The following is a 24,742-nucleotide window of genomic DNA, read 5'->3' on the forward strand; positions in this document are numbered from 1 at the left end:
AGTCAGGAGAGGTGAGGCCGGATGCGGCGGTGGAGCCTCGCGCGGCAGATGCTCGTGCTCCAGATCGTCGTCGTGGTGGCGACCGTGGCGGCCGGGACCGTGATGGCGATCCTGCAAACGCGTGACCTGGTCACCGAGGACGCGACGGCGGTGACCCGCGCGGTCGCGGTCAGCGTGGCGGCGGCCCCGTCGGTGCTGGCCGCGCTCGACGACCCCGACCCGACGGCCGCGCTCGAACCGTACGCCGAGAGGGTGCGGGCCGAGACCGGGGTCAACTTCATCACGATCATGACGACGGCGGGCATCCGCTACACCCACCCCACCCGGGCGGAGATAGGGAAGCCCTACCTGGGCACCACGGCCCCCGCCCTGGCCGGGCGGACCTTCAGCGAGACGTACACGGGCACCCTGGGACCCTCGACGCGGACCATCACCCCCGTGCGCGACGCGTCGGGCCGGGTCAGGGCGCTGGTGAGCGCCGGTATAACGGTGGAGAACATCGGCGGCCGGCTGCGCGAGCAGCTGGAGGCCGGGGTGCTCGCCGGGCTGCTCGGCCTCGCGGCCGGAACCGCGGGCACCTACCTGGCCGGCCGCCGCCTCCGCCGCCACACCCACGACCTCGGGACCCAAGAGCTGACCCGCATGTACGAGTACCACGAGGCGATCCTGCACGCCGTCCGCGAGGGCCTGCTGCTGGTCGACGGCCGGGGCGTGCTCACGCTGTGCAACGACGGCGCCCGCGAGCTGCTCGGCCTCCCGGAGCACGCCGAAGGCAGGTTCGTCGAGTCGCTCGGCCTGCCGCCCTCGCTGACCGAGCTGCTGACGTCGGGCGGCAACCGGACCGACGAGATCCACCTGACCGGCGACCGGGTGCTGCTGGTCAGCGTCTCGGCGGTCAGGTCGGGCGCCCGCTCCCTCGGCACGGTCGTCACGCTGCGCGACCACACCGAGCTCCAGGACGTCACGGGCCAGCTCGACGCCGAACGCGGCTTCGCCGACGCGCTGCGGTCGGCCGCCCACGAGTCGGCCAACCGCCTGCACACCGTGATCAGCCTGGTCGAACTGGGCCGCCCCGACGAGGCGGTGTCGTTCGCGACCGAGGAACTGCGGGCCGCCCAGGAACTGACCGACCGCGTCGTGGCGGCGGTCCGCGAACCGGTGCTGGCGGCGCTGCTGCTCGGCAAGTCGGCCCAGGCGGCCGAACGCGGCGTGGAGTTGTCGATCACCCCGGAGAGCGAGCTCGACGACGTCGGCCTCGACCCCCACGACCTGGTGGCGATCCTGGCGAACCTGATCGACAACGCGGTCGACGCGGCCATGTCGGGAGCGCCGCCCGCGAAGGTGGAGGTGCACGTCGCGGCGTTCGGCGACGTCTGCGAGATCCGGGTGGCCGACAGCGGTCCGGGCCTCGACCCCGACCGGGCCGAGGAGGCCTACCAGCGCGGCTGGACGACCAAGGGCGACGGCCGGGGCCTCGGCCTGCCCCTGGCGGTGCAGGCGGTGCGCAGGCTGGGCGGCACGATCGAGGTGAGCGCCGGCCGGGGCGCGGTCTTCACCGTCCGGCTTCCCCTGCCCGAGAGGACCGCGTCGTGATCTCCGTGCTCGTCGTCGAGGACGAGGAGATCACCGCCGAGGCCAACCGGGTCTACGTGGAACGGGTGCCCGGGTTCGAGGTCGCCGGAGTGGTGCGTTCGGGCGGCGAGGCGCTGCGGTTCCTCCGCAGGCAGCCCGTCGACCTGGTGCTGCTCGACCTCTACCTGCCCGACATGCACGGCCTGGACGTCTGCCGGGCGATCAGGGGCGCGGGCGTCCTGTGCGACGTCATCGTCGTCACCTCGGCCCGCGACCTGTCGATGGTGCGCTCGGCCGTGTCGGCGGGGGTGGCGCAGTACGTGCTGAAGCCGTTCACGTTCGCCGCCCTCAACGACAAGCTGCGCCAGTACGCCAGGTTCCGCTCCTCCGCCGACGCGTCGGGCGAGGCGAGCGGGCAGGGGGAGGTCGACGACATGCTGGCCGCCCTGCGCGGCCCCGGCCGGTCGCACCTGCCGAAGGGCCTGACCCAGCCGACCCTGGAGGCCGTGGTCGCCGAGCTCCGGGGCGCGGCCGACGGCATGTCGGCCACCGCGGTCGCCGCCTCGGTCGGGGTCTCGCGGGTGACGGCCCGGCGCTACCTGGAGCACCTGACGGAGAGCGGGGCGGCCCGGCGGCTGCCCCAATACGGCGGCATCGGCCGGCCCGAGCTGGTCTATCAGCTCATCTGAGCGCTGATCTTCGCGGCGTACTCGCGGGCCTCCTCGTCGGAGGCGTACTTTGTACGCGGCCAGAAGAAGCCCCGCAGCCCGTCCTTCGGGTTCCTCGGCACCACGTGGGTGTGCAGGTGGGCGACCGACTGCGAGACGACGTTGTTGAGGGCCACGAAGCTGCCCTTCGCGTCGAGCCCCGCCATGACGGCCCGGGTGACGGCCTGCACCCGCTCGAAGTAGGGCCCGACGTCGGCGAGGTCGAGCAGCGTGACGACGTGGGTCTTCGGCACGACCAGGACATGGCCCTTGAACACGGGCCGGTGGTCGAGGAAGGCGAACACGACGTCGTCGTCGTAGACCGCGACGGTGTCGGCCGCACCGGCCACCATCGCGCAGAACAGGCAGTCGCTCATCCTGCCGACCCTAGGCCGTGCCGGGCGTAGGAGGTGAGGCGCTCGGCGAACGCGACGACGAGGTCGCGCAGTTCATCGGGGCGCTCGACGACGAACGGCCGGTCGAGCGAGGCGAGCACCGGCGGCAGCCAGTCGAGCCGCTCCACCCGCAGCTCGACCCGCCACCCGCCCTCGGCCTCCTCCAGACTCGCGACGCTCTCGGGCAGGCGGGCGCGGATCTGCGCGGCCGTCCCGTGGATCCGCAGCACCACCTCATGCCGGTAGTCCGCCGTGGCGAACGCCTCCACGAGCCGCCGGGCCGGATCGGAGCCGGCCAGCGCGTCGAACGAGCCGGGCAGGGCGCGTACGGCCGCGATGCGATCGAGCCGGAAGGTCCGGTCGTCGCCGATCCGCTGGTCCCGGCCGGTGACGTACCACCGGCCGGCGTGGGCGACGATCCCGTGGGCGTGCAGCGTGCGTTCGCTGCGTTTGCCGTCGCGGCCGGTGTAGCGGATCGAGACCGGGCGGCGGTGGCGCACCGCGTCGGCGAGGGTGAGCAGGACCTCGGCGTCGGGGGTGGCGGCCCCGCCAGGACGGTCGGTGAAGGCGAGCGTCTCCAGGAGCGCGTCGAGCCGTCGGGCGAGGTGCCGGGGCAGCACCCGCCGGATCTTCGCCGAGGCCGTCTCGGCCGCCGTCGTCATCTCCCCACTGCGGCCGGCGACCAGGCCGAGCAGCACGGCCAGCGCCTCGTCGTCGCCCAGCATGAGGGGAGGCAGGCGGTAGCCGGGGGCGAGCCGGTAGCCGCCGTACCGGCCGCGCACCGACTCCACGGGCACGTCGAGGTCGACCAGCTGCCGCACGTAGCGCCGCACGGTGCGCCCCTCGACGCCGAGCCGGTCGGCGAGTTCGGCCACGGTCCGGGTGCCGCCCGACTGGAGCAGTTCCAAAAGCGTCAGCACGCGGCCGGTGGGTCGAGGCATTTTCGCAGCTTAGTGCCGATACCGGACCGATTCTGTCCCCTATTTCTCCTAGCCTGCGGCTCATGGACTTCGTCTCGATCCGCATCATCACCGGCGACGTGGCGCGCCTCGTCGACTTCTACGAGCGGGCCACCGGCACGCCCGCGACCCGGGCCACCGAGGACTTCGCCGAACTCAGGACCGCCCACGCCACCCTCGCCATCGCGAGCACCCGCACCGTCCCGCTGTTCGCCCCGGGCGCCGCCCGGCCGGCGGACAACCACAGCGTGATCATCGAGTTCCGCGTCGACGACGTGGACCGGCTCCGCCCCAACCTCGCCGACGTCGTCACCGAGCCGACCACGATGCCCTGGGGCAACCGGTCGATGCTTTTCCGCGACCCCGACGGCAACCTGGTCAACTTCTTCACCCCGCCCCGCTCTAGTTGAAAATTAAACAATCATCTGCCTATGATCCGGGGCATTCGGAGATCTTGTTGAAACGGAAGGCAGCAGATGCTCACGTTCACGAAGCAATCCGTAATGCGCCTGGCCGCGGCGGCGTTCGCGGCGGCGGCGGTGGCCACGGCGGCGGCTCCGGCCTCCGCCGCGACCGGACCGTCGGGCACGGTCAACTTCTACGCCGACGCGTGGTTCACCACCCAGATCGCGGCCTACGACGCCGCCACGCTGGGCACGGGCTGCCACGTGCTGCCCTCGGTCGCGCACGCGGAGTGGAACGACACGAACGTCGCCATCGAGGTCTACACGACCACCGACTGCACCGGCCACGCCCTGTACTTCCCCGCGAACGACATCCACAGCTTCATCAGATTCGACGCGCGGAGCTTCCGGGTCGCCTGACCGGGCCCTACCACCCCACCTTGAGGGTGCCCTTCAGCAGGGCACGGGCGACGACCATCCGCTGGACGTCGTTCGTGCCCTCGCCGATGGCCATCAGCGGCGCGTCGCGGTAGAGGCGTTCGAGCACGAACTCCTGCGAGTACCCGTAGCCGCCGTGGATGCGCATCGCCTCCATCGTCGTGGTCAGCGCCATCTCGGAGGCGAAGTACTTCGCCATGGCCGCCTCGCCGGTCACCGCCCCCTGCTCCGACCGGGTCGCCGCCCAGTAGGTCATCAGCCGGGCGGCCTGGATCTCGGTCGCCATGTCGGCCAGCTTCAGCTGGATCGCCTGGAACTCGGAGATGGGCTGCCCGAACGCCGTGCGCTCCTTCGAGTAGGCCAGCGCCGCGTCGTAGGCGCACTGGGCCACCCCGACCGCGCGGGCCGCGATGTTGATGCGCCCGAGTTCGAGGGCCGCCAGCACCTGCTGCAGGCCGCGCCCCTCGACGCCGCCCAGCAGCCGCCCGGCCGGCACCCGCACCGCGTCGAGCACGACCTCGCACGTCTCGGTGCCCTTGTAGCCGAGTTTCGGCAGGTCACGGCTGACCTGGAGGTCGGCCTGGTCGACCAGCAGCACCGACATGCCCCGGTGCGCCGGCGTCTCCTCCGAGGTCTTCACCAGCACGGGCAGCGGGTCGGCGTGCCGGGCGTTGGTGATCCACGTCTTGGTGCCGGTGACGACGTAGTGGCCGCCGTCTCTGACGGCGCGGGTCGTGATGCCCTGCAGGTCGGTGCCGGCCCCGGGTTCGGTCAACGCGATGCCGGTACGCCGCCCGCCCGACGCCCACGCCGGCAGGAACTCCTCCTTCTGCGCGTCGGTCCCGTACCGGGCGACCATCCACGTCGCGAGCGAATGGGAGCCCAGGATCCCGGCCACGCCCATCCAGCCGCGCGCGATCTCCTCGAAGACGAGGGCGAAGGAGACCCGGTCGAGGTCGAGCCCCCCGTACGCCTCGGGGATCGTCATGCCGAACAGGCCCAGCGACGCGAACGCGTCGACGATCTCGGCCGGGTAGCGGCCCGAGCGTTCCCATTCGGCCGCGACCGGGACGATCTCGGCGTCGACGAACTGCCGGAGGGTGCGCCGGAAGAGCACCTGGTCGTCGGTGAGGTCGAAGTTCATGCCAGCGGCCCGTTCTTCGCGACGGGGAAGAAGCCCTTGTCGTGGGGGGCGTCGCGTTTGTAGACCAGGACCGCGCGCCGCCACGACATGACCTCGTCGCCGTCCTGGTTCAGGCCGCGGGTGCGGCAGGTGACGATCCCGGCGTACGGCCGCGACTTCGACTCGCGCACGGCCTCGACCAGCGACTCGGCGTAGAGGGTGTCGCCGACGAAGACGGGGTGGGTGAGCCGGATCTCGTCCCAGCCGAGGTTCATCGAGGCGTTCTGGCTGACGTCGATGACCGACAGGCCGAGCACGATCGCGACCGACAACCCCGAGTTCACGATGACCTTCCCGACGGGGGCCCGCGCGGCGAAGTGGGCGTTGAAGTGGTTCTGGTTGGTGTTCATCGTCAGCAGGGTGAACCACGTGTTGTCCGCCTCGGAGATGGTCCGGCCGAGGGGGTGCTGGAACACGTCACCGACGACGAAATCCTCGTAGTAACGGCCGAGATGGGCTGCGTGTACGGTCACTCCCCTATCGTCCCCAGATCTCCCTCCGAGTGATCACCCCGTCGACCGGGAATGCCTGGGTAAACAAAGGGTGAACAAACGGCAAACGAGAGGAGATTGTTGTCCGCCTCACTGGCTGTTCTCGCCGGAGTGTTCGCGGTGGTCTCGGGGGTCAACGACGGCGGCGCGCTGCTCGGCGCCGGGCTCCGGGTCCCGGGGGTGCGCCCACTGGTGGCGCTGTTCCTGTTGGTCGCCGCCGTCGCGGCGGTCCCCATGCTGACGTCGCGGGTGGCCGCGACCTTCACGACCCGGCTGGCGTCGCTGCCGGGCGCCGCCGGGCAGGTCGCGATGACCGTCGCGGTGGTCTGCGCGCTCGTCGTCGTGCTGGCGCTGAGCAGCCGGGGCTGGCCGACCAGCCTCACGCTGGCCATCGTCGGCGGCCTGACCGGCGCGGCCGCCGGGCTCGGGCTGCCCGTCTCGCCGGGCGGGGTCGGCCTGGTGCTCGCGGCGGGCGTCGCCGCGCCCTTCATCGGCGCGACGGTGGCCGTGCTCGCCAGCCGCGTGGTGTCGGGGCTGGGCCGGGCGCAGTCGCTGCCGCGCCTCCACTGGGGCGGGTTCGCGGTGCAGTGCCTCGCCTACGCCGCCAACGACGGCCAGAAGATGCTCGCCGTCTTCCTCGTCGGGCTGGGCGTGGGCGGCGCGCCGCCGCTGGTCTGCCTGCTGGTCGCGGCGCTGTTCGCGGTCGGCGCGGTCTACGGCCTGCCGCGCGCCGGGCAGACGCTCAGCCGCCAGCTGCTGCCCGCCCGTCCGCTGCACGCCGTGGCCGCCGGGCTGGGCAGCGGCCTGTCGGTGATCGGCTGCGCGGCGGCCGGAGCGCCGGTGAGCATGACGCAGGCCATCGCGGGCGGCTTCGTCGGCGCGGGGGTGGCCGACGGCGTGCGCCGGGTGCGCTGGGCGGCGACGTCCAAGATCGTGCTCGCCTGGACGCTGACCCTCCCGGTCAGCGGCCTGCTCGGCCTCGGGGCCGGGCTGCTGGTCAAGGGGGTGACCGGGTGAGACGGCTCCGGCGGGTGCTCGGCCTGATGCGCGGCCGCATGGACACCACCCTCGCCGACGCGCTCATCGGCCAGCTCGACGCGACCCGCGAGGGCGCGTGGCTGGCCATCGCGATGAGCGGCGGCGAGATCGGCCGCACCAAGGCCCACCAGGCGATGCGCGAGATCGAGCACCGCGGCGACACCTGCCGCGCCCGCCTGGTCGCCGAACTGGCCGGGGCCCTGGTCACCCCGATCGACCGCGAGGACCTGTTCCGCCTGTCGCGGTCGATCGACGACATCCTCGACTCGCTGCGCGACTTCGTCCGCGAGTCCCACCTCTACCGGGTGCGCGGCAGGCAGCGCTTCGCCCCGATGCTCGACCAGGTCATCGTGGGCGTCGACGCCCTGGAGAAGTCGGTCCGCGACCTGGTCACCCGCTCGTCGGCGGTCGGCCACGACGCCCTGGAGGCCAAGAAGGCCGGCGGCACGATCAAACGCATGTACCAGTACGAGATCGCCCGCATCCTCTCCTCCGACATCACCGCCGAGGCGCTGCGCGAACGCGAACTGGTCCGCCGCCTCGAGATCGTGGGCACCGCGATCGGCGAGGCCGCCGACGCCATCGCCGACGGCGCGATGAAGCGGTGACTACAGTCGGGGCATGCGAAGATCACTCCCCTTCCGGCGCCTCACACCGGCGGAGAAGCGACTCGTCGCCGCCTACCCGACGGGGGAATGGGTCGACGTCCACCCGGGCGGCGACCGGCCCGCGACGAAACGGAACGGCTGGTTACCCGGCCGGGCGCCGGCCGCCCGAGCCGACCAGACCGACGAGGGCGCGGTCCCCCGCGCCGACCAGGCGCGGAACCGCCGGGCGAACCGGGTGGCCGACGCGCTGACCGCCGCCGGCGAGACCGGCCGGGATCGTATCGTCCGGGCCGAGGTCATCCGGGCGCTCTTACTCGGGGCCCGGCCCGTCGCGCCCGGCGAGGTCGCCGCGATCCGGCTGATCGGCGCCCGGATCGTCGGGGACATCGATCTGGGCGGCGCCGACGTGACCGCGACCCTCCACCTGATCGAGTGTCTCGTCCACGGCGTCATCGACCTGGTCGAGGCGCAGACGAAGGCGCTGCGCTTCCGCGACTGCGACGTCCGGCGCATCCGGGCCGGGCGAGCCCGGATCGACGGCGTGCTCGACCTCGGCGGCAGCGTGCTCCACGAGGGGATCCGGCTCGACAACGCCCACGTCAGCGGGCAGTTGCGGATGTCGGGCTGCCGCCTCGGCAGCCCCGCCGCCTGGACCGCCCCGAAGTCGGGGTGGGCGAGCGCCGAGTACCTCGGCGACCCCCGCGAACTCGCCCAGCCGCACACCGCCATCTGGGCGGGCGGCCTCGTGGTGGAGGGCGGCGCGTTCCTGCGCGGCATGACGGTCACCGGCGGGCTGCGCATGCACGGCGCCCGCTTCAACGGCGGCCTCTGGCTCCAGAACACCACGATCACCGCCACCGGACGCCACGCCGTCCACGCCGACTACGTCCACGCCACGGTCGTGAACATGGGCGACGGCTTCTGCGCCGAGGGCGAGATCAGCCTGCGCGGCGCCAAGATCAGCGGCACCCTCTCGCTCGACGGCGCGACCCTGAAGGCCGAGGAGCTGGCGGTGCACACCCGCCACCTCGACGTCGGCGAGTTCCTGCTCACCCCCGCGTCGATCGAGGGCGGGGTCGACCTGGGTTACACCCGCGTCGGGTTGCTCGCCGACCGCCCGGAGAGCTATCCGGGCCTGGTCAGGCTCAACGGGCTCGTGTACGAATCCCTGCGCAGCCCCGCGACGCTGCGCGACCGCCTGTCGTGGCTGACCAGGCACCCCGACGGCTACCGCCCGCAGCCCTACGAGCAGCTGGCCGCCTACTACCGCCGGATCGGGCACGAACACGACTCACGGCGGGTCCTGCTGGCCAAACAGCGGGCGCGCCGGCGCACGCTGACCCCGGCCGGACGGGCCTGGGGCGTGCTGCTCGACGCGGTCGTCGGCTACGGCTTCCGCCCCTGGCTGGCCGGGGCGTGGTTGTCGGCCCTGCTCACGGCGGGGACGGTCGTGTTCTCCCTGGTCCCCCCGGTCCAGATCGGACTGGACGAACGTCCCCGCCACTTCAACCCCTTCGTCTACACCCTCGACCATCTGGTGCCGGTCAGCCTGTTCGAGCAGCGGGCCGCCTGGGAGCCCTCCGGCTGGACGATCTGGGTGGCCAACGCGCTCATCGCAGCGGGCTGGATCCTGGCCACCGCGCTCATCGCGGGCGGCACGCGGGTGCTGCGCCCGGCGAACACGGGACCCTGATCAGCGCTTGCGGCGCAGGAGGCGGCGGAACACCAGCAGCGCGGCGACCCCGGCCGCGACGGCCATCATGGGGCGCTTCTTCGCCTCGGCGGTCAGCCGGTCGGTGGCGTCCCTGACCTGGACCGGCGTCACCTCGGCCGCCTTGGCCGACACGGTCCCGGTGGCGTCGCGGACCTTGTCCTTCACGGTGTCGGGGATGCGCCCCTCGACACTGGCCACCGCTTTCTGGGCGGCGTCGCGGACCTCGGGCATCTTCTCCTCCACGGTCGCGGCGACCTTGGCGGCGGTCTCGTGGAACGCCCCCTCGATCTTGGCGGCGGCCGTCTTCGCGGCGTCGGTCATCTCGTTCACTCTGTCGTTGGCCATGCGCGCGCGACTACCCGCAGGTGACGGCCTCACACGTGGCGGCGGAAGAGGTGAAAGTTTCACCTGCGGGCAGGCCAAAGGGCGGCGAATCCGGACGTCGATTGACAGGGATTCGGGCGATCCGGGCATGCTCCCGGTGGGAGCGCTCCCATCCCCCCTGTGTCCCTGAGAGCTTGGAGACCCCCCGACAATGGCGATACGTGCTTATCGCAAACGCGCGCTGTGGGCGGCCATGCTGGCCGTCTGCACGGCCGCTGTGACCTTGGTCGCGCAACCCGCGTCCGCCGCCGTGACCTGCGACGTGACGTACACGACCAACGACTGGACGACCAGTCCCGGCACCGGCGGCTTCACCGCGAACATCACGGTGCGGAACACCGGCGACGCCCTGAGCAGCTGGAACTTCGGTTTCACCTTCCCCAACTCCGGCCAGCGCGTCTCGCAGGGCTGGTCGGCGAACTGGACCCAGTCGGGCGCCAACGTCACCGCCACCAACATGCCGTGGAACGGCTCGCTGCCGAGCGGCCAGAGCCTCTCGCTGGGCTTCAACGGGACCTGGAGTGGAAGCAACCCCAAGCCGACGAGCTTCCGGGTGAACAACGTGGTCTGCGGCGGCACCGTCTCGCCGTCGCCGTCGCCCTCGCCCTCTCCGTCGCCCTCCCCCTCGCCCAGCCCCTCGCCCTCTCCCTCCCCCAGCCCCTCGCCGTCGCCTTCCCCGTCGCCGAGCCCGCAGCCTGACGGCTACATCGCCGTCTCGCCGACGTCGGTGCTGGTCTCCGAGGGCGGCACGGCCACGTCCGGCATCTCGTTGTCGTACCGGCCGAACTCGAACGTGACGGTCACCGTGTCGAAGGCGACCGGCGGTGACGCCGACCTGACCGCGGCGCCCACGTCGCTCACCTTCACGCCGAGCAACTGGAACGTCCCGCAGACCGTCACGGTCAGCGCGGCGCAGGACTCGGACTCGACCGGCGGCACCGCCCGGTTCAACTTCTCGGCGAACGGGGGCGGGATCTTCTACTTCTCCTCGATCCTGGACGCCACCGAGGCCGACGACGACGGCACCACGCCGGGCAACGAGTACATCCAGCGCTTCACCACGCTGTACAACAAGATCCACGACCCGGCGAACGGCTACTTCTCGCCCGAGGGAGTGCCCTACCACTCGGTCGAGACCTTCCTCGTCGAGGCGCCCGACCACGGTCACGAGACCACGTCGGAGGCCTACAGCTACTACCTGTGGCTGGAAGCGGTCTACGGCCAGGTCACCGGCGACTGGAGCAAGTTCAACACCGCGTGGGCCTCGATGGAGAGGTACATCATCCCCTCCTCGCAGGACCAGCCGACGAACTCGTTCTACAACGCCAGCTCCCCGGCCACCTACGCCGGTGAGTTCGACGACATCAGCTCCTACCCGTCGCAGATCAACAGCGGCGTCTCGGTCGGCGTCGACCCGATCGCGGCCGAACTGCGCAGCGCGTACGGCACCAGCGACATCTACGGCATGCACTGGCTGCTGGACGTCGACAACACCTACGGCTTCGGCCGCTGCGGCGACGGCACGACCAAGCCGGCGTACATCAACACCTACCAGCGCGGCCCCGAGGAGTCGGTCTTCGAGACCATCCCGCAGCCGTCGTGCGACACCTTCGCGCACGGTGGCCGCAACGGCTTCCTCGACCTGTTCATCAAGGACAGCAACTACGCCCGCCAGTGGAAGTACACCAACGCCCCCGACGCCGACGCGCGCGCCGTGCAGGTGGCCTACTACGCCAACGAGTGGGCCAAGGCCCAGGGCAAGCAGTCGCAGATCGCCTCGACCGTGGCCAAGGCCGCGAAGATGGGCGACTACCTGCGCTACGGCATGTACGACAAGTACTTCAAGCAGCCCGGCTGCACCAGCACCTCGTGCCCGGCCGGCACCGGCAAGAACTCCTCGAACTACCTGCTGAGCTGGTACTACGCGTGGGGCGGCGCGACCGACTCGTCGGCCGGCTGGGCCTGGCGCATCGGCTCGTCCCACAACCACGGCGGCTACCAGAACCCGCTCGCGGCCTGGGCCCTGTCGACCCAGTCGGACCTGCGTCCGCGCAGCTCCACCGGCGCCTCCGACTGGGCGACCTCGCTCACCCGCCAGCTCCAGTTCTACAAGTGGCTGCAGTCGGACGAGGGCGCCATCGCCGGCGGCGCGACCAACTCGTGGCAGGGCCACTACGCCACCCCGCCGTCGAACCTGCCCAAGTTCCACGGCATGACCTACGACTGGCAGCCGGTCTACCACGACCCGCCGTCGAACCAGTGGTTCGGCTTCCAGGCCTGGTCGATGGAGCGCGTCGCCTCGCTCTACTACGCGAGCGGCAACTCCGACGCCAAGACGATCCTCGACAAGTGGGTCACCTGGGCGATGGCGAACACCACCATCAACGCCAACGGGACCTACCAGATCCCGTCGACGCTGCGCTGGTCGGGCGCCCCGGCCGGGAACTGGAGCTCGACCACCGGCATGCCCCCGGCCAACCCGGGCCTGCACGTGACCGTGGCCGACCACACCACCGACGTCGGCGTCGCCGGCTCGTACGCGAAGGTCCTCATGTACTACGCCGCCCGCGCGAACCACACGGGCGCGAAGAACATGGCCAAGGCGCTGCTGGACGGCGTCTGGCTCAACCAGGACAGCAAGGGCGTGTCGGTGCCGGAGACCAAGGCCGACTACAACCGTCTCGACGACGCGGTCTACGTGCCGTCGGGCTGGACCGGCACCATGCCGAACGGCGACCCGATCAACTCCAGCTCGACCTTCCTGTCGATCCGCTCGTTCTACAAGAACGACCCTGACTACCCCGAGGTCAAGGCCTACCTGGACGGGACCGGCCCGGCCCCGACCTTCAACTACCACCGTTTCTGGGCCCAGGTCGACGTCGCCGTCGCACTGGGTGAATACGGCCGTCTCTTCCCGAACGGCTGATCCCTGAACGGGGGCGTGGCGGTGCCGGACCCGCCGTCACGCCCCTATTGAACGACCATGAGGAGCCCTCTTCGGGGGGCTCCTTTCCCGTCTCCGGCCCGTTGATCCTTCGTGACTTCGAATCGTGCGGCGTACGCCGCGGCTCTGTGCACTGCGGCGTACGGGCTGATGAAGCTCGCGCAGGCGCTGGGGGCCAACGCGCTGGCCGACAAGGATCCGCTCCCGCCCGACCTGCGGGAACGGCTGCTGGCGCGCGATCCGCTGTTCGTGGCGAGTCACTGGGTGCTGTTCGCCGTCGCCGTCGGCGGGGTCGTCGTCGCGCTCGCGACCGTGCGGCCGTGGGGGCGGCGCCTTCCCCGGCGGGCGCTGCTCGTCGCCGCGTGGACGGCGGGCGTCCTGATGATCGTGCGGGCGTTCGGGCCGGTGGGCTACGGGTTCGTCGGCGACACGCTGGTGCTCACCGGCGTGTCGGCGCCGCCTCCCGGGCATGCCGAGGTGGCACGTGAGCTGGCCCGATGGGACCTCCTGCTCTGGTCGCCGTTCTTCCTGCTGTGGGGTCTGTCGTGGACGGCCGCGGCCCGGCGCTTCGGCCGTCGTACCTGAAAGTTTCAGCACGCAAAGACGCTGGTCACACATGGTGACCGGCAAAAGTGCAGCCCGGAGCGCAGACGGCGGCCGAAGGGCCGCCGAACCGTCCGGCGTTTGATTGACATCGCCTTCCCCGTCCGGGAAATTCACCTTGGGAGCGCTCCCACGCCCCAGATGGCGAGGGGCGCGACAGCGCCTGACCCGTTGCCGCGCCCCCGACACCCCCCTTCGTAAGGACGCTCCTATGCGCCGTACGCTCCGCATCGCGGCCGTGGCACTGGTCGCCGCCGTCACCCTGCAACCGCAGCAGGCCTCCGCAGCCGTGTTCAACTACGGCGAGGCGCTGCAGAAGTCGATCCTGTTCTACGAGGCCCAGCAGGCGGGCCCGCTGCCCTCCTGGAACCGGGTCTCGTGGCGTGGCCCGTCAGGGCTGACCGACGGCGCCGACGTCGGGCTCGACCTGACCGGCGGCTGGTACGACGCCGGCGACCACGTCAAGTTCGGCCTGCCGATGGCGGCGGCCACCACGATGCTGGCCTGGGGGGCGGTCGAGTACCGGTCGTCGTACGGCAGCCAGCTCACGCACCTGATGAACAACCTGCGGTTCGTCAACGACTACTTCATCAAGGCCCACCCGTCGGCCAACACCCTCTACGGGCAGGTCGGCAACGGCGGGCTCGACCACGCGTGGTGGGGGCCGGCCGAGGCGATGCAGATGAACCGGCCGTCGTACAAGATCGACGCGAGCTGCGGCGGCGCCGACCTGGCCGGTGAGACGGCGGCGGCGATGGCGGCCTCCTCGATCGTGTTCCGGCCGACCGACGCGACGTACGCCAACACCCTGGTGACCCACGCGCGGCAGCTCTACTCCTTCGCCGAGAACGTGCGCCGCGCCTACAGCGACTGCATCACCGACGCGGCGGGCTACTACCGCTCGTGGAGCGGCTTCAACGACGAGCTCGTGTGGGGCGCCATCTGGCTGCACCGGGCCACCGGGGAGTCGTCCTACCTGGCGAAGGCCGAGGCCGCGTACGCGAACCTGGGCACCGAGCCGCAGTCGACGACCAAGTCCTACAAGTGGACGATCGCCTGGGACGACAAGTCCTACGGCGCCTACGTGCTGCTGGCGAAGCTGACCGGCAAGCAGCAGTACCTCGACGACGCCAACCGGTGGCTCGACTACTGGACCGTCGGGGTCAACGGGCAGCGGGTGGCCTACTCGCCGGGAGGCCAGGCCGTCCTCGATCGCTGGGGTTCTCTCCGGTACGCCGCCAACACCTCCTTCGCGGCGCTCGTGCACAGCGACTCGATCACCGACACGACGCGCAAGGCGCGCTACCACGACTTCGCGAAGCGCCAGATCGACTACGCGCTCGGCGACAACCCGCGCAACTCCTCGTACATGATCGGTTTCGGCGCGAACCCCCCGAAGAATCCGCACCACCGCACGGCGCACGGCTCGTGGACCGACCAGATGACCAACCCGACCGAGACCCGCCACGTCCTGTACGGCGCCCTGGTCGGCGGCCCGCCCGACCCTAACGACGCCTACACCGACAAGCGCGACGACTACGTGATGAACGAGGTCGCGACCGACTACAACGCCGGCTTCACCAGCGCCCTGGCCCGCCTCTACGGCGAGTACGGCGGCACCCCGCTCTCCAACTTCCCGCAGCCGGAGACGGCCCCCGAGCCGGAGATCTTCACCGAGGCGTCGGTGAACGCGACCGGGTCGAACTTCACCGAGGTCAAGGTCATGGTCCGCAACCAGTCGGGCTGGCCGGCCAGGAACCTGACCAACGGCGCGTTCCGCTACTACTTCACCCTCGACGGCGACACCACCCCGGCCGACATCACCATCACGGCCAACTACAACCAGTGCAGCGCGCCGACCGGCCCCACCCAGCACTCCGGGTCGACCTACTACGTGACGATCAACTGCAGCGGCCAGAACATCGCCCCGGCGGGACAGTCGCAGCACCGCCGCGAGGTCCAGTTCCGGGTGGCCAGCTCGAAGCAGTGGAGCGCGGCCAACGACTGGTCCTACGTGGGCGTCTCGACGACGCCGGGCTCGACGCCGGTGCGGGTCACCAACATCCCGCTGTACGCGGGGACGACCAAGATCTGGGGCAACACCCCCGGCAACGACCCGTCGCCCTCCCCCAGCCCGTCACCGTCCCCGTCCCCGTCGCCTTCGCCCTCCCCCAGCCCTTCCCCGTCGCCCAGCCCGTCACCTTCCCCCTCGCCTTCACCGAGCCCCAGCCCCAGTCCGTCTCCCTCGCCTTCGCCTTCCCCGACCGGTAAGGCCTGTGCGGCGACGTACAAGATCTCCAGCCAGTGGGGCGACGCGTTCGGCGGCGAGGTGTCGGTGCGCAACTCCGGGAGCGTCGGCATCACCGGGTGGACCGTGAACTGGACCTGGCCCAACGGGCAGAGCATCCAGCAGCTCTGGAACGGCCAGCACACCCAGTCGGGCTCGGCCGTGACGGTCCGGAACATGAACTACAACGGCAACCTGTCCCCCAACGCCTCGACCGGCTTCGGCTTCAACGCCAGCTGGAGCGGCACCAACGGAGTGCCGACGCTGACCTGCACCCCGGCCTGACCCCAAGCTGCCCGCCTTCCCCAGACGGACCCCTCTGGGGGAGGCGGGCCCCCAAACGGCCCCGCCCCTCATTCCGCAGGGGGGCGGGGCTTTCCAATGTCCTTTTCGGTGCGTCATTCTGCTCGCGTGACCGATCTGGACGACCAAACGATTCCGGCCGCGAAATGGCGAACGGGTGAGCCGCCCGGGAAGATGTTTCTTTTCAGCACGATCCTGGTGACGCTGATGGCCTTCTATCTGAGCTCCGTTCCCGACCCCTATACGGAGGCGGGGATCTTCGGCTTTCTGGCCTGGTGCGTGATTCTGCCGACGTTCGTCGTCAAGCTCGTGCTGGCCAAGCCGGGTGGCGGATCCTCGGCGGTCCCGTCGCTGCTGGTGCTGGTGGTCTTCGCGGTCTGCCTGCTGGGAATGGCGTCCGACCTTCCCTACAAGGCGCGTTTCGCGTTGTCGGAGAGCAGCCTGGAGGCGTATGCGCGCGACATCGCCGCCAACGGCGCGAAACACGACTGCGAAATGGTCGGCCTCTATTACGTCTGCGGCATTCACGTCGGCGGCTCGGAGCCGATCACCGGCGGCGCCCAGATCATTGTCACCGATCCGCCGATCCAGCAGTCGAGGGGTTTTCTGTGGCTTCCGGGCGGAGCGCGACCTCCCGACGACAGCGGGTGCGAGACGTTCCGGCATCTGTCCGGTCCGTGGTGGTCGTGCAAGGCCTGGGACGGCTGGTGACACGCATGGCGCGATGAGGACATCCGCGCCGGAGAGAACGCGGTAGAACCGAAGAGTGGAATCCCGTCGGGTACTGCACTGGTTCCATTTCGCGGTGCGCATCGTGCTGCTGCTCGTTCTCCTGGCCGGGGCCGTGCTCGTGAGCGCCACCTTCCGGCCGTCGGCCCGCACGCTCGACCAGTTCCGGTTCGCCCTTTCGTCCGGTGAGGTCGACCGGGTGACCTGGCGCGGCGACGGAAAGTCGATGTGGCTGCTGACGTGGTCGGAGTCGCCGCTGGTCTGGCACGAGGTGCAGAGCCACGGGCTGCGGGACGCCAAGGGGCCGTACACGATCAAGCGGCTCAACGCCGACGCCGCGCGCAACCTGGTCGTGCCCTCGATCGTGCAGCTCGACGACCGCAGGGGCGGCAGCCCGTTCGCGCCCGATTGGGTGTTCCGGTTCCCCGGCGGCACGAACCTGTGGTGGCTGGCGACCGCCTGGATCGCCGCGTTCCTGCTGATGGTGTATTCGCGGCCGAGGCTGGGCAACCGGTGGGCGTGGTTCTGGTTGTTCACCGTCGGGGAGATCGGCGCGTTGGTGTACCTCGTGCTGGAGCCGAGGGTCCTGTGGCAGGGGCCCGGTGAGGGGCCCGCCCACGCCAGGCGGATGAGCGGCGGCACCGGCTGCCTGGTCTCGATCCTGCTGGCCATCGTCTCCGTGGGGGCCGCCCTGGGGATCGGCGAGCTCGTGCGGATGCTGCTGGACTGATCACGACGGCCGGGCGTGGCGTGATTTGATTTACCGCGCCCCGCCCCCGAGCATGGCCGGGTGAAACCCTGGGTGAAAGTCGTCTGTCTCGTGCTCGTCGTGAGCCTCGCCGGCGCGGCGTTGTTGTCGGCCGTGAACCTGGTCGTGTCGTTCCTCTAGGGCGTCGTGATCTGGCGCGTGATCGTCGGGTCGGTGATGGCGGCGTCGTCGGCCAGCAGGAAGGCCTTGCTGAGGATCAGCGACAGGCGGCCGTCCTCCTCGAACGGGAGGAACAGGCCGGGCGCGGCGGCCTTGGCGACGATGCACAGGTAGGCGTCGTTGGGTTCCATCAGGATGTTCGCCGAGCCCAGGTGGATCTTGTAGGTGCGCAGGTCGCCCCGGACCACCAGGAAACGGCCCGCCAGGGTGCAGCGGTCGGCGACGGCGAGCCGGGGCAGCAGCCGGGCCAGGGCGTCGCGGCGGACCTCGGCCGACGACGACAGTTCGGCGAAGGAGCGCTCGGCCCAGTGGTCGCGCAGCGCGCCCGGCCCCCATTCGGCCCCGTGGGGGTCGGACATGATCGAGGTGACCCCGATGAACAGGTCGGCGTCGCGCATGGCCTCGCTGAAGACCAGCGGCGGCACCTCCGCGAGCGGCGCCTGCCGCCAGGAGGCGCCGGCCTGGCGCTCGAAGTACATGACCGAGGTCTGGGCGAAGCCCTCCTCGTAGAGGTGGTGGCTCAGAGTTACCCGCCACTCCCCGCCGGCCAGCACCCGCCGGGCCGCGCCGTCGTCGTGGCCGCCGTCCCAGAAACCCAGGTAGTTCGAGGCCCAGCCGCGGTCTTTGAACAGCGCGCGCAGCCGCGAGTAGTGCACGATGTGACCCTCGAACCGGCTGGAGTGCGCGCCGGCCGCCTCCTCGGCGGGGGTCAGCAGGTAGACCTCGCGGAACGCCTGCTTGAACGGCTGCCGGATCTCCTTCTCCTGGACGACCTCGCGCCACGCCCGCACCTCGTCGACCGTGGCCCGCGCCGGATGCCACAACCGGACCGGCACGCCGGGCGCCGTCAGCCCGAGCCGGGCCTCCCACACGCCAGGGGCGACCTCGAACTCCCAGATCAGCCGGTCGGCGACCGGGTTGCCCTCAAGCTGGCGGTAGGGCGGCGGCGTCGGGCTCGTGTAGCCGGCCTCCAGCGCCCTGGCCAGCGTGGCCTGCCGCTGGGCGGCCTGCTTCGCCAGGTCTTTGAGGCGTTTCACGGCGTCGGGGTGGTCGCGCCGGACCGCCGCCGGGACCGACTTCAGCTTCCGGTCGCCGTGCCACCACGACAACTCGACGTCGCCGTCGACGGAGATCACGGCGGTGTGCTCGCCGACGGTCTCGCGGTGCCGCCCGTCGGGCATGCGGAACGCGACGTCGAGCCGGTCGGCCAGCGCGGGCTCGATGCGCTTGAACTTCTTCGCCAGCTCCTTGGGCACCCCGGCGTGGCGGGTGATGCGGGCGGCGGTGCGCAGCGCGGAGACCACCTCGGGGGTCGGGTGGTCTTCGGCCGATCGGGCGATCTCGTACAGCAGCGCCTGCGAGGGCAGCGTCTTGGCCGAGGTGGGGGCGACCGCGATGCCGCGGACGACGCGGTCGAGCAGGTCGGGCAGCCAGGTCTCGTCGCGGCGCAGCGCCAGCCGCGCCGCCCGGCCGAGGGCGGCGACCTCGGCGTCGTCGAAGAGCCGGGTCGTGTACGCGATCTCGCCCGCCTGCAGCATCCCGACCCGGGCGTCGGCCGACTCCAGTGCGGTGCGCGCGAAACCGAGGTAACCGGGCTGTTCGGCCAGCCAGTCGAGCAGCTCGCCCGGCACCGGTTCGCGGGGCACCGAGGGCAGGTCGCGCAGCGCCTCGCTGAACCGCGCCCGCTGGGCGACCTCCCAGCCGAAGATCACCGTGTTCTCGGCGACCGCGATGGGGCCCTGCTGCCCGGCGAGATGGGCGGCCAGTTCGGCGTCCATGCCCGCGATGCCCGCCGCGACCGTGGTCTGCATCGTCCACAGGCGCGGATGGCGGTCGTGCAGCGTGTTCTCGACCAGCTCCCGGGCCGCGCCCGCCATCACCCGCAGGTCGGGGATGTTGGCCCCGGCCAGGGTGGCGGTGTCGCGGGCGGTGCCGCCGAGGATGGCATGGAGCCGCGTCACCAGGGCCGAATGGTTGCGGTGGTCGTGCATCTCAGCCCCCGACCAGCGGCACGAGCTTGACGAACGAGACGACCGGGTCGGCCGTCAGGTCGATCTCGACGTCGAGGTCGAGGATCTGGCGGTCGCCGATCAGCAGCAGGAAGCCGTTGCGGAGGAACGCCGCCTCGGCCGCGTCGGCCTGCCGCTCCCAGTCGAGCCGGCGGGCGGTGCGCATGCGGTAGCCGTTGAGGTCGGCCTCGGCGTCGGTCGGCCGCACCAGGCCCCGGTAGTGGTGGGAGGGTGCGGCGTTGTGGCGGGCCACCTCCTCCCGCACCCGCAGCCGGACCAGTTCCCGCGCCGAGATGCGTTCGGGCAGGTCGGGCAGGGAGAACTCGGCCAGCGCGCGGCCGGTCGCGGTCTCGTCGCGGAAGGTCACCAAGGCCATGGGGGGCACCCGTCGTCGTGGGGAAGATCATGTCTGGCCCCCATTCATAGCAACGGCGCCCGACAAAAACGGGGGTAGCTTGTCGGGATGCCAGTGCACGCGGTCTGGGCCGGGGGGCGGGCCGGATTCTGGGCGGAAGGTTCGCCGTGCCCCGCGACGTCGGAACACCATCCCTTCGCCGGGGCGCCCGAGGAGCTCGGCGGCCGGCCCGAGGAGGTCGTGCTGCGGCTGCCGTCCGACGCCGACGGGCCGGTGCACTCGTCGTTCACCACGGCGACCCGGCTGCGCGAGTGGTCGGTGCCCGCGGTCTTCCCGGCCGACCTGCCCGAGCTCGAAGAACCTTCCGGTTCGGTACGTTTCCTCGCGGCCCTCGACGAGTTCGCGCGCGACCTGGTGAGACGAGGCCGGGTGCTGCCCGGCCTGGTGGAGCGCGAGGCCCGCTGGCGGCCGGTGCTGACCGGCCCCGACGCGGGCCGGGCGGCCGAACTGGCCGCCGCGATGCCGCCGGTGTTCCGGTCGGCCGACCCCCGGCCCGCCCGCGAGGTGCTGCACGACGCGCTGACCCGGCTGGCCGACCGGGCCGTGCGCGCCGCCCTCCCCGACCGCATCCTCATGGGCCACCGCCCGGGGAGGCGCAGCCCCGTCGCCGACCAGTGGGCGGTGCGGCTGATCGGCGACGACGTCCACCTCGACGGCGACCTCGGCGAGCTGCGCGCCGAGCTCGACCGCTGGCACGACGCCGCGCACGCCTTCGACGGCCCGGTCCGGGTGTCCTTCCGGCTGGCCGAGACCGGCGACGACGACTGGGAGGTCGGCTTCTCGCTGCAGTCGGCCGACGACCCCAGCCTCGACCTGCCGGCCGCCGAGGTGTGGCGCGGCGCGCGGCTCCCCGGCGTGGTCGCCGAACACGAGCTGCTCGCGGGGCTGGGCCGGGCGGTCCGGCTCTACCCGGAGCTCGACCGGGCGCTGCGCGACCCCCGTCCCGAGGGGCTGCCGCTCGACACCCGGGGCGCGTTCGGCTTCCTCAAGAACGCCGCGCCGCTCCTGAGCGCGGCCGGTTTCGGGGTGCGCCTGCCCGCGTGGGCGGGGAAGACCAAGCTGGGCCTCAAGCTCACCACCCGCACCCGGCAGGGGCCGAAGGCGGTCGGCGGCCAGGGGTTCGGGCTCGACCAGATCGTCGACTTCCGCGTCGACCTGGCCGTCGGCGACCAGGTCGTCTCCGAGGAGGAACTGGCCGAGCTGGCCCGGCTGAAGGTGCCGCTGGTCCGCGTACGCGGCCAGTGGGTCGAGCTCGACGACCGGCAGCTGAAGGCCGCGCTGAAGATCCTGGAGCAGCGCAGAGACGGCTCGCGCACCGCCCGCGAGGTCATCAACGAGGTCGTGCTCGGCGGCGACGACGACCTGCCGATCACCGCCGTCGACGCCGACGGCCTGCTCGGCGACCTGCTGTCGGGCGAGGCCGACCGGCGCCTGGAGCCGGTCCCGGCCCCCAGAGAGCTGACCGCGACGTTGCGGCCCTACCAGGAGCGCGGCCTGGCCTGGCTGAGCTTCCTGTCGGGCCTGGGGCTGGGCGGGGTGCTCGCCGACGACATGGGCCTCGGCAAGACGATCACGACGCTGTCGTTGCTGCTGGCCGAACGCGAGCGCGGCACGCCCGCGCCGACGCTGCTGGTCTGCCCGATGTCGCTGCTCGGCAACTGGCAGAAGGAGGCCGCGCGGTTCGCGCCCGGCCTGCGGGTGCACGTCTACCACGGCTCCGGCCGCGAGCTGGCCGACGCCGACCTCGTGCTCACCACCTACGGCACCGCGCTGCGCGACGTCGGCCACCTGGCGGCGTACGAGTGGGAGCGGGTGGTCTGCGACGAGGCGCAGGCGATCAAGAACAGCGCGGCCCGGCAGGCGCAGGCGGTCAGGTCGATCCCGGCCCGCACCCGGCTGGCCCTCACCGGCACCCCGGTCGAGAACCACCTCGCCGAGCTCTGGTCGATCATGGAGTTCTGCAACCCCGGCCTGCTCGGCTCGGCCCGGGTGTTCCGCGACCGGTTCCAGGAGCCGATCGAGGTCCGCCGCGACGAGAACGCCGTCGCCGCGCTGAAACGCGCGACCGGACCGTTCGTGCTGCGGCGGCTCAAGACCGACCGGACGATCATCTCCGACCTGCCCGAGAAGCTGGAGATGAAGGTGTGGTGCACGCTCACCCCCGAGCAGGCCACCCTCTACCGCGCGGTCGTCGACGACATGATGGGCCGCATCGAGGGCAGCGAGGGCATCGAACGGCGCGGCAACGTGCTGGCCGCGATGACCCGCCTCAAGCAGGTCTGCAACCACCCCGCCCACCTGCTGAAAGACGGCTCCCGGCTGCCCGGCCGGTCGGGCAAGCTGGCCCGCCTGGAGGAACTCTGCGAGGAGATCCTGGCCGAGGGCGAGAAGGCGCTGGTCTTCACCCAGTACGCCGAGTTCGGCTCGCTGATCCTCCCCCATCTGGAGTCGCGGCTCGACCGGCCGGTGTTGTGGCTGCACGGCGGGCTGGCCAAGAAACGGCGCGAGGAACTGGTCGAGCGCTTCCAGACCGACGACGAGCCGATGATCTTCCTGCTGTCGCTCAAGGCGGCCGGCACCGGCCTCAACCTGACGGCGGCCAACCACGTCGTCCACGTCGACCGGTGGTGGAACCCCGCGGTCGAGAACCAGGCGACCGACCGGGCCTTCCGCATCGGCCAGACGAAGAACGTGCAGGTCAGGAAGTTCATCTGCACGGGCACCATCGAGGAGCGCGTCGACGAGATGATCGAACGCAAACAGGCCCTGGCCGAGAAGGTGGTCGGCACGGGCGAAGACTGGCTCACGTCGTTGTCGACCGACCAGCTCAGAGACCTGTTCACGCTGGGCCCGGAGGCGGTGGCATGAGTCCGGTCGGAAAAGACGGCTGGTTCGAGGCCGGCACGCCCATCAAGGTCGAGGGCGGCATCCGGGCGCGCGGGCGGCGCGGCACCATCGGTGAGAAGTGGTGGTCGCGGCGGTTCGTCGACATCCTCGAACGGGTCTGCGACTCCGGGCGGCTCGCGCGGGGCCGCGCCTATGCCCGTCAGGGGCAGGTGGTCTCGATGTCGGTGCGGGCCGGGACCGTCGAAGGCGTGGTCCAGGGGTCGCGCCCAGAGCCGTACCGAGTCGAGATCGAGATCGAAGCCTACGGCCAGGAGGAGTGGGCGGAGCTCGAACGGGTCATCGCGGGGCAGGCCGGGCACCGGGCCCGGCTGCTGGCGGGTGAGATGCCGAAGGAGCTCGACGCGCTCTTCTCCGACGCGGGCTATCCGATCTTCCCCGAGCAGGGCGAGCTGGAGATGTCGTGCGGCTGCCCCGACTGGGGCAATCCGTGCAAGCACGTCTCGGCGGTGCTCTACCTGCTGGCCGAGGCGTTCGACGACGACCCGTTCCTGGTGCTGGCCTGGCGCGGCAAACCCCGGGAGCAGCTCTTGGACGACCTCCGCACCCCCGCCGACGAACCGCTGGAAGACCGGCTGGCCGACTTCTACGCCCTGAACGTGTCGGCGGCCCGTCTGAAAGGCCCCCGCACCCCCGACACCCCGCCCGACCTGCTGCTCAGGGCGCTCGAACCGCCGAAGGTGAAGGTCAGGCACATCCCGCTGCTCGACCTGCTGCGCCCGGCCTACCGCAGCTTTACGTATCCACGAACCCCTGAGGAACCATGACGCGCACCCCGTTGGGGACGGTCTTGATCACCAGCGGGGTCATCAGGCGGACCTCGCCGTCGATGTCGGCGGCCATCGGGGGGTCGGTTTCGAGGAGCATCTCCTTGCCGACCACGAACGGGCCGCCCGCGAGGCTGCGCCACTTGCCGGTGGTGGCGCGCAGGAACGTCTCGCCCAGCAGGCGCAGCCGCTTGCCGGAGCCGAGCTGGTAGGCGACCAGGTTGCGGTTGTCGATGGAGATGTCGCTGGCGATCTGCCAGCCGCCGTGGAACCGCCCGTTGGCGATGTTGAGCTGGTGGGTGAGCAGCTCGTGGCGGCGGCCCTCGACGGTGATGAAGGCCCGGAACGGCGTGTGGCCGGGCAGGATCGTCAGCGCGGTGAGGGGGTAGGCGGCCCGGCCGGCCATGCGCTTCAGCCACGGCTTGACGGTGCCGGCCACCTCGACCGACACCCCGAAGCTGGCCAGGTTGGCGAACGGCCGGTCGCCGCACAGGCCGAGGTCGATGTCGGCGACCTTGCCCTCGGTGAAGACGCGCACCGCGCCCTGGCGGGTCAGCGGCAGGCCCAGGCTGCGGGCGAAGTTGTTGGTGGTGCCCAGCGGCAGCACACCGAGCGCGACGTCGCGGTGGGCGATGTGCTTGATCGAGCTCGACAGGGTGCCGTCGCCGCCGCCCACGATGAGCAGGTCGGGACCGAGGCCGAGCGCTTCGTCGAGCCGGTCGCGCAGCCGCCGGGGGTCGTCGACGGGGAACACGCCGAGCGGCGAGAAGCCGGCTTCGCGGATGAGCCGCACGACTTCGGCGAAGTGTTTGCGGCCCCGGCGCGATTTGGTGTTCACGACGACGGCGGCCCGGCGATTCTCCCGGATGGCCGCCGTATGGTCGAGCTTGCTCCGCACCCTGCACATGGTAGTGCCCGGCGGTCTCCCGCCGGGCACCCATCAGCCGAACGTGATCTTAA

The 24,742-nt window shown here is 71.4% G+C and carries 22 protein-coding genes; 14 read left to right on the top strand and 8 right to left on the bottom strand.

All coding sequences use genetic code 11. The features are described from left to right. Positions 1-21: 21 nt before the first annotated feature. Complete coding sequence (locus AW274_RS02835; protein WP_062429023.1) at positions 22-1,593, top strand: sensor histidine kinase; 1,572 nt, start codon at positions 22-24, stop codon at positions 1,591-1,593. Then, positions 1,590-2,261, top strand: coding sequence for a response regulator (locus AW274_RS02840; protein WP_062429025.1), 672 nt, complete (start codon positions 1,590-1,592; stop codon positions 2,259-2,261). The genes AW274_RS02835 and AW274_RS02840 overlap by 4 nt, the downstream gene beginning before the upstream one ends. On the opposite strand, the gene AW274_RS02845 is transcribed toward AW274_RS02840, so the two are convergent. Continuing rightward, entirely contained in the window at positions 2,249-2,656 is a 408-nt protein-coding gene (locus tag AW274_RS02845) for an HIT family protein (protein WP_062429026.1), read from the bottom strand. The genes AW274_RS02840 and AW274_RS02845 overlap by 13 nt on opposite strands. Next, positions 2,653-3,615, bottom strand: coding sequence for a helix-turn-helix transcriptional regulator (locus AW274_RS02850; RefSeq protein WP_062429029.1), 963 nt, complete (start codon positions 3,613-3,615; stop codon positions 2,653-2,655). The genes AW274_RS02845 and AW274_RS02850 overlap by 4 nt, the downstream gene beginning before the upstream one ends. Before the next feature lie 62 nt (positions 3,616-3,677). On the opposite strand from AW274_RS02850, the gene AW274_RS02855 reads away from it, so the two are divergent. Beyond that, on the top strand, positions 3,678-4,043 hold the full coding sequence (locus AW274_RS02855) for a VOC family protein (RefSeq protein WP_062429031.1): 366 nt from the start codon (positions 3,678-3,680) through the stop codon (positions 4,041-4,043). 93 nt (positions 4,044-4,136) lie between these two features. After that, the gene (locus tag AW274_RS02860; protein WP_062429033.1) at positions 4,137-4,457 is read left to right on the top strand and encodes a hypothetical protein; all 321 of its coding nucleotides are present in this window, start codon (positions 4,137-4,139) and stop codon (positions 4,455-4,457) included. A gap of 7 nt (positions 4,458-4,464) precedes the next feature. Here AW274_RS02860 and AW274_RS02865 read toward each other — a convergent pair whose 3' ends face one another. Together AW274_RS02865 and AW274_RS02870 are read right to left on the bottom strand one after the other, a co-directional pair. Next, the gene (locus AW274_RS02865) at positions 4,465-5,619 is read right to left on the bottom strand and encodes an acyl-CoA dehydrogenase family protein (RefSeq protein WP_062429035.1); all 1,155 of its coding nucleotides are present in this window, start codon (positions 5,617-5,619) and stop codon (positions 4,465-4,467) included. Then, entirely contained in the window at positions 5,616-6,131 is a 516-nt protein-coding gene (locus AW274_RS02870; RefSeq protein WP_062429037.1) for a MaoC family dehydratase, read from the bottom strand. Before AW274_RS02870 ends, AW274_RS02865 begins: the two co-directional genes overlap by 4 nt. Before the next feature lie 99 nt (positions 6,132-6,230). Here AW274_RS02870 and AW274_RS02875 point away from each other — a divergent pair, with 99 nt between their 5' ends. The 3 genes from AW274_RS02875 to AW274_RS02885 are packed head-to-tail and all read left to right on the top strand — an operon-like array spanning position 6,231 to position 9,488. Next, complete coding sequence (locus AW274_RS02875) at positions 6,231-7,166, top strand: inorganic phosphate transporter (RefSeq protein ID WP_232319950.1); 936 nt, start codon at positions 6,231-6,233, stop codon at positions 7,164-7,166. Next, positions 7,163-7,795, top strand: a complete 633-nt coding sequence (locus AW274_RS02880; protein WP_062429041.1) for a DUF47 domain-containing protein — start codon at positions 7,163-7,165, stop codon at positions 7,793-7,795. Before AW274_RS02875 ends, AW274_RS02880 begins: the two co-directional genes overlap by 4 nt. Positions 7,796-7,808: 13 nt before the next feature. Further along, the gene (locus AW274_RS02885; RefSeq protein ID WP_062429043.1) at positions 7,809-9,488 is read left to right on the top strand and encodes a hypothetical protein; all 1,680 of its coding nucleotides are present in this window, start codon (positions 7,809-7,811) and stop codon (positions 9,486-9,488) included. Here AW274_RS02885 and AW274_RS02890 read toward each other — a convergent pair whose 3' ends face one another. After that, the gene (locus AW274_RS02890; RefSeq protein ID WP_062429053.1) at positions 9,489-9,854 is read right to left on the bottom strand and encodes a hypothetical protein; all 366 of its coding nucleotides are present in this window, start codon (positions 9,852-9,854) and stop codon (positions 9,489-9,491) included. Positions 9,855-10,044: 190 nt separating this feature from the next. Between AW274_RS02890 and AW274_RS02895 the strand changes: the two genes are divergently transcribed. The 5 genes from AW274_RS02895 (at position 10,045) to AW274_RS02915 (ending at position 17,489) form a co-directional block, all read left to right on the top strand. Further along, the gene (locus tag AW274_RS02895) at positions 10,045-12,819 is read left to right on the top strand and encodes a glycoside hydrolase family 48 protein (RefSeq protein WP_083973792.1); all 2,775 of its coding nucleotides are present in this window, start codon (positions 10,045-10,047) and stop codon (positions 12,817-12,819) included. A 111-nt stretch (positions 12,820-12,930) separates the two neighbouring features. Continuing rightward, complete coding sequence (locus AW274_RS02900) at positions 12,931-13,422, top strand: DUF3995 domain-containing protein (protein ID WP_232319951.1); 492 nt, start codon at positions 12,931-12,933, stop codon at positions 13,420-13,422. Between the two features lie 229 nt (positions 13,423-13,651). Beyond that, positions 13,652-16,012 carry a glycoside hydrolase family 9 protein gene (locus AW274_RS02905; RefSeq protein WP_062429059.1) on the top strand — a complete coding sequence of 787 codons (2,361 nt, stop codon included), beginning with the start codon at positions 13,652-13,654 and terminating at the stop codon, positions 16,010-16,012. A gap of 126 nt (positions 16,013-16,138) precedes the next feature. Then, a complete protein-coding gene (locus AW274_RS02910) occupies positions 16,139-16,741 on the top strand; it encodes a hypothetical protein (protein WP_157519736.1) in 603 nt (200 codons plus the stop codon). Between the two features lie 94 nt (positions 16,742-16,835). Beyond that, positions 16,836-17,489, top strand: a complete 654-nt coding sequence (locus AW274_RS02915; protein ID WP_062429063.1) for a hypothetical protein — start codon at positions 16,836-16,838, stop codon at positions 17,487-17,489. A gap of 155 nt (positions 17,490-17,644) precedes the next feature. On the opposite strand, the gene AW274_RS02920 is transcribed toward AW274_RS02915, so the two are convergent. Further along, on the bottom strand, positions 17,645-19,648 hold the full coding sequence (locus tag AW274_RS02920; protein WP_157519737.1) for a DUF4132 domain-containing protein: 2,004 nt from the start codon (positions 19,646-19,648) through the stop codon (positions 17,645-17,647). A gap of 31 nt (positions 19,649-19,679) precedes the next feature. Beyond that, positions 19,680-20,072 carry a hypothetical protein gene (locus tag AW274_RS02925; protein WP_062429067.1) on the bottom strand — a complete coding sequence of 131 codons (393 nt, stop codon included), beginning with the start codon at positions 20,070-20,072 and terminating at the stop codon, positions 19,680-19,682. A gap of 87 nt (positions 20,073-20,159) precedes the next feature. Here AW274_RS02925 and AW274_RS02930 point away from each other — a divergent pair, with 87 nt between their 5' ends. After that, the gene (locus tag AW274_RS02930) at positions 20,160-22,979 is read left to right on the top strand and encodes a DEAD/DEAH box helicase (RefSeq protein ID WP_062429069.1); all 2,820 of its coding nucleotides are present in this window, start codon (positions 20,160-20,162) and stop codon (positions 22,977-22,979) included. After that, entirely contained in the window at positions 22,976-23,782 is an 807-nt protein-coding gene (locus tag AW274_RS02935) for an SWIM zinc finger family protein (protein WP_062429071.1), read from the top strand. Before AW274_RS02930 ends, AW274_RS02935 begins: the two co-directional genes overlap by 4 nt. Here the strand turns inward: AW274_RS02935 and AW274_RS02940 are convergent. Continuing rightward, on the bottom strand, positions 23,751-24,689 hold the full coding sequence (locus AW274_RS02940) for a diacylglycerol/lipid kinase family protein (protein WP_062429073.1): 939 nt from the start codon (positions 24,687-24,689) through the stop codon (positions 23,751-23,753). The genes AW274_RS02935 and AW274_RS02940 overlap by 32 nt on opposite strands. Positions 24,690-24,742 lie beyond the last annotated feature (53 nt).

The sequence above is a fragment of the Herbidospora daliensis genome, from assembly GCF_001570585.1.
GTDB classification, from domain to species: Bacteria; Actinomycetota; Actinomycetes; order Streptosporangiales; family Streptosporangiaceae; genus Herbidospora; species Herbidospora daliensis.

Coding starts and splice junctions, on each gene's coding strand:
- AW274_RS02895 (WP_083973792.1), top strand. CDS start 10,045: ATGGCGATACGTGCTTATCGCAAACGCGCGCTGTGGGCGGCCATGCTG.
- AW274_RS02935 (WP_062429071.1), top strand. CDS start 22,976: ATGAGTCCGGTCGGAAAAGACGGCTGGTTCGAGGCCGGCACGCCCATC.
- AW274_RS02860 (WP_062429033.1), top strand. CDS start 4,137: ATGCGCCTGGCCGCGGCGGCGTTCGCGGCGGCGGCGGTGGCCACGGCG.
- AW274_RS02890 (WP_062429053.1), bottom strand. CDS start 9,854: ATGGCCAACGACAGAGTGAACGAGATGACCGACGCCGCGAAGACGGCC.
- AW274_RS02925 (WP_062429067.1), bottom strand. CDS start 20,072: ATGGCCTTGGTGACCTTCCGCGACGAGACCGCGACCGGCCGCGCGCTG.
- AW274_RS02885 (WP_062429043.1), top strand. CDS start 7,809: ATGCGAAGATCACTCCCCTTCCGGCGCCTCACACCGGCGGAGAAGCGA.
- AW274_RS02845 (WP_062429026.1), bottom strand. CDS start 2,656: ATGAGCGACTGCCTGTTCTGCGCGATGGTGGCCGGTGCGGCCGACACC.
- AW274_RS02835 (WP_062429023.1), top strand. CDS start 22: ATGCGGCGGTGGAGCCTCGCGCGGCAGATGCTCGTGCTCCAGATCGTC.
- AW274_RS02930 (WP_062429069.1), top strand. CDS start 20,160: ATGCCAGTGCACGCGGTCTGGGCCGGGGGGCGGGCCGGATTCTGGGCG.
- AW274_RS02855 (WP_062429031.1), top strand. CDS start 3,678: ATGGACTTCGTCTCGATCCGCATCATCACCGGCGACGTGGCGCGCCTC.
- AW274_RS02905 (WP_062429059.1), top strand. CDS start 13,652: ATGCGCCGTACGCTCCGCATCGCGGCCGTGGCACTGGTCGCCGCCGTC.
- AW274_RS02940 (WP_062429073.1), bottom strand. CDS start 24,689: ATGTGCAGGGTGCGGAGCAAGCTCGACCATACGGCGGCCATCCGGGAG.
- AW274_RS02865 (WP_062429035.1), bottom strand. CDS start 5,619: ATGAACTTCGACCTCACCGACGACCAGGTGCTCTTCCGGCGCACCCTC.
- AW274_RS02850 (WP_062429029.1), bottom strand. CDS start 3,615: ATGCCTCGACCCACCGGCCGCGTGCTGACGCTTTTGGAACTGCTCCAG.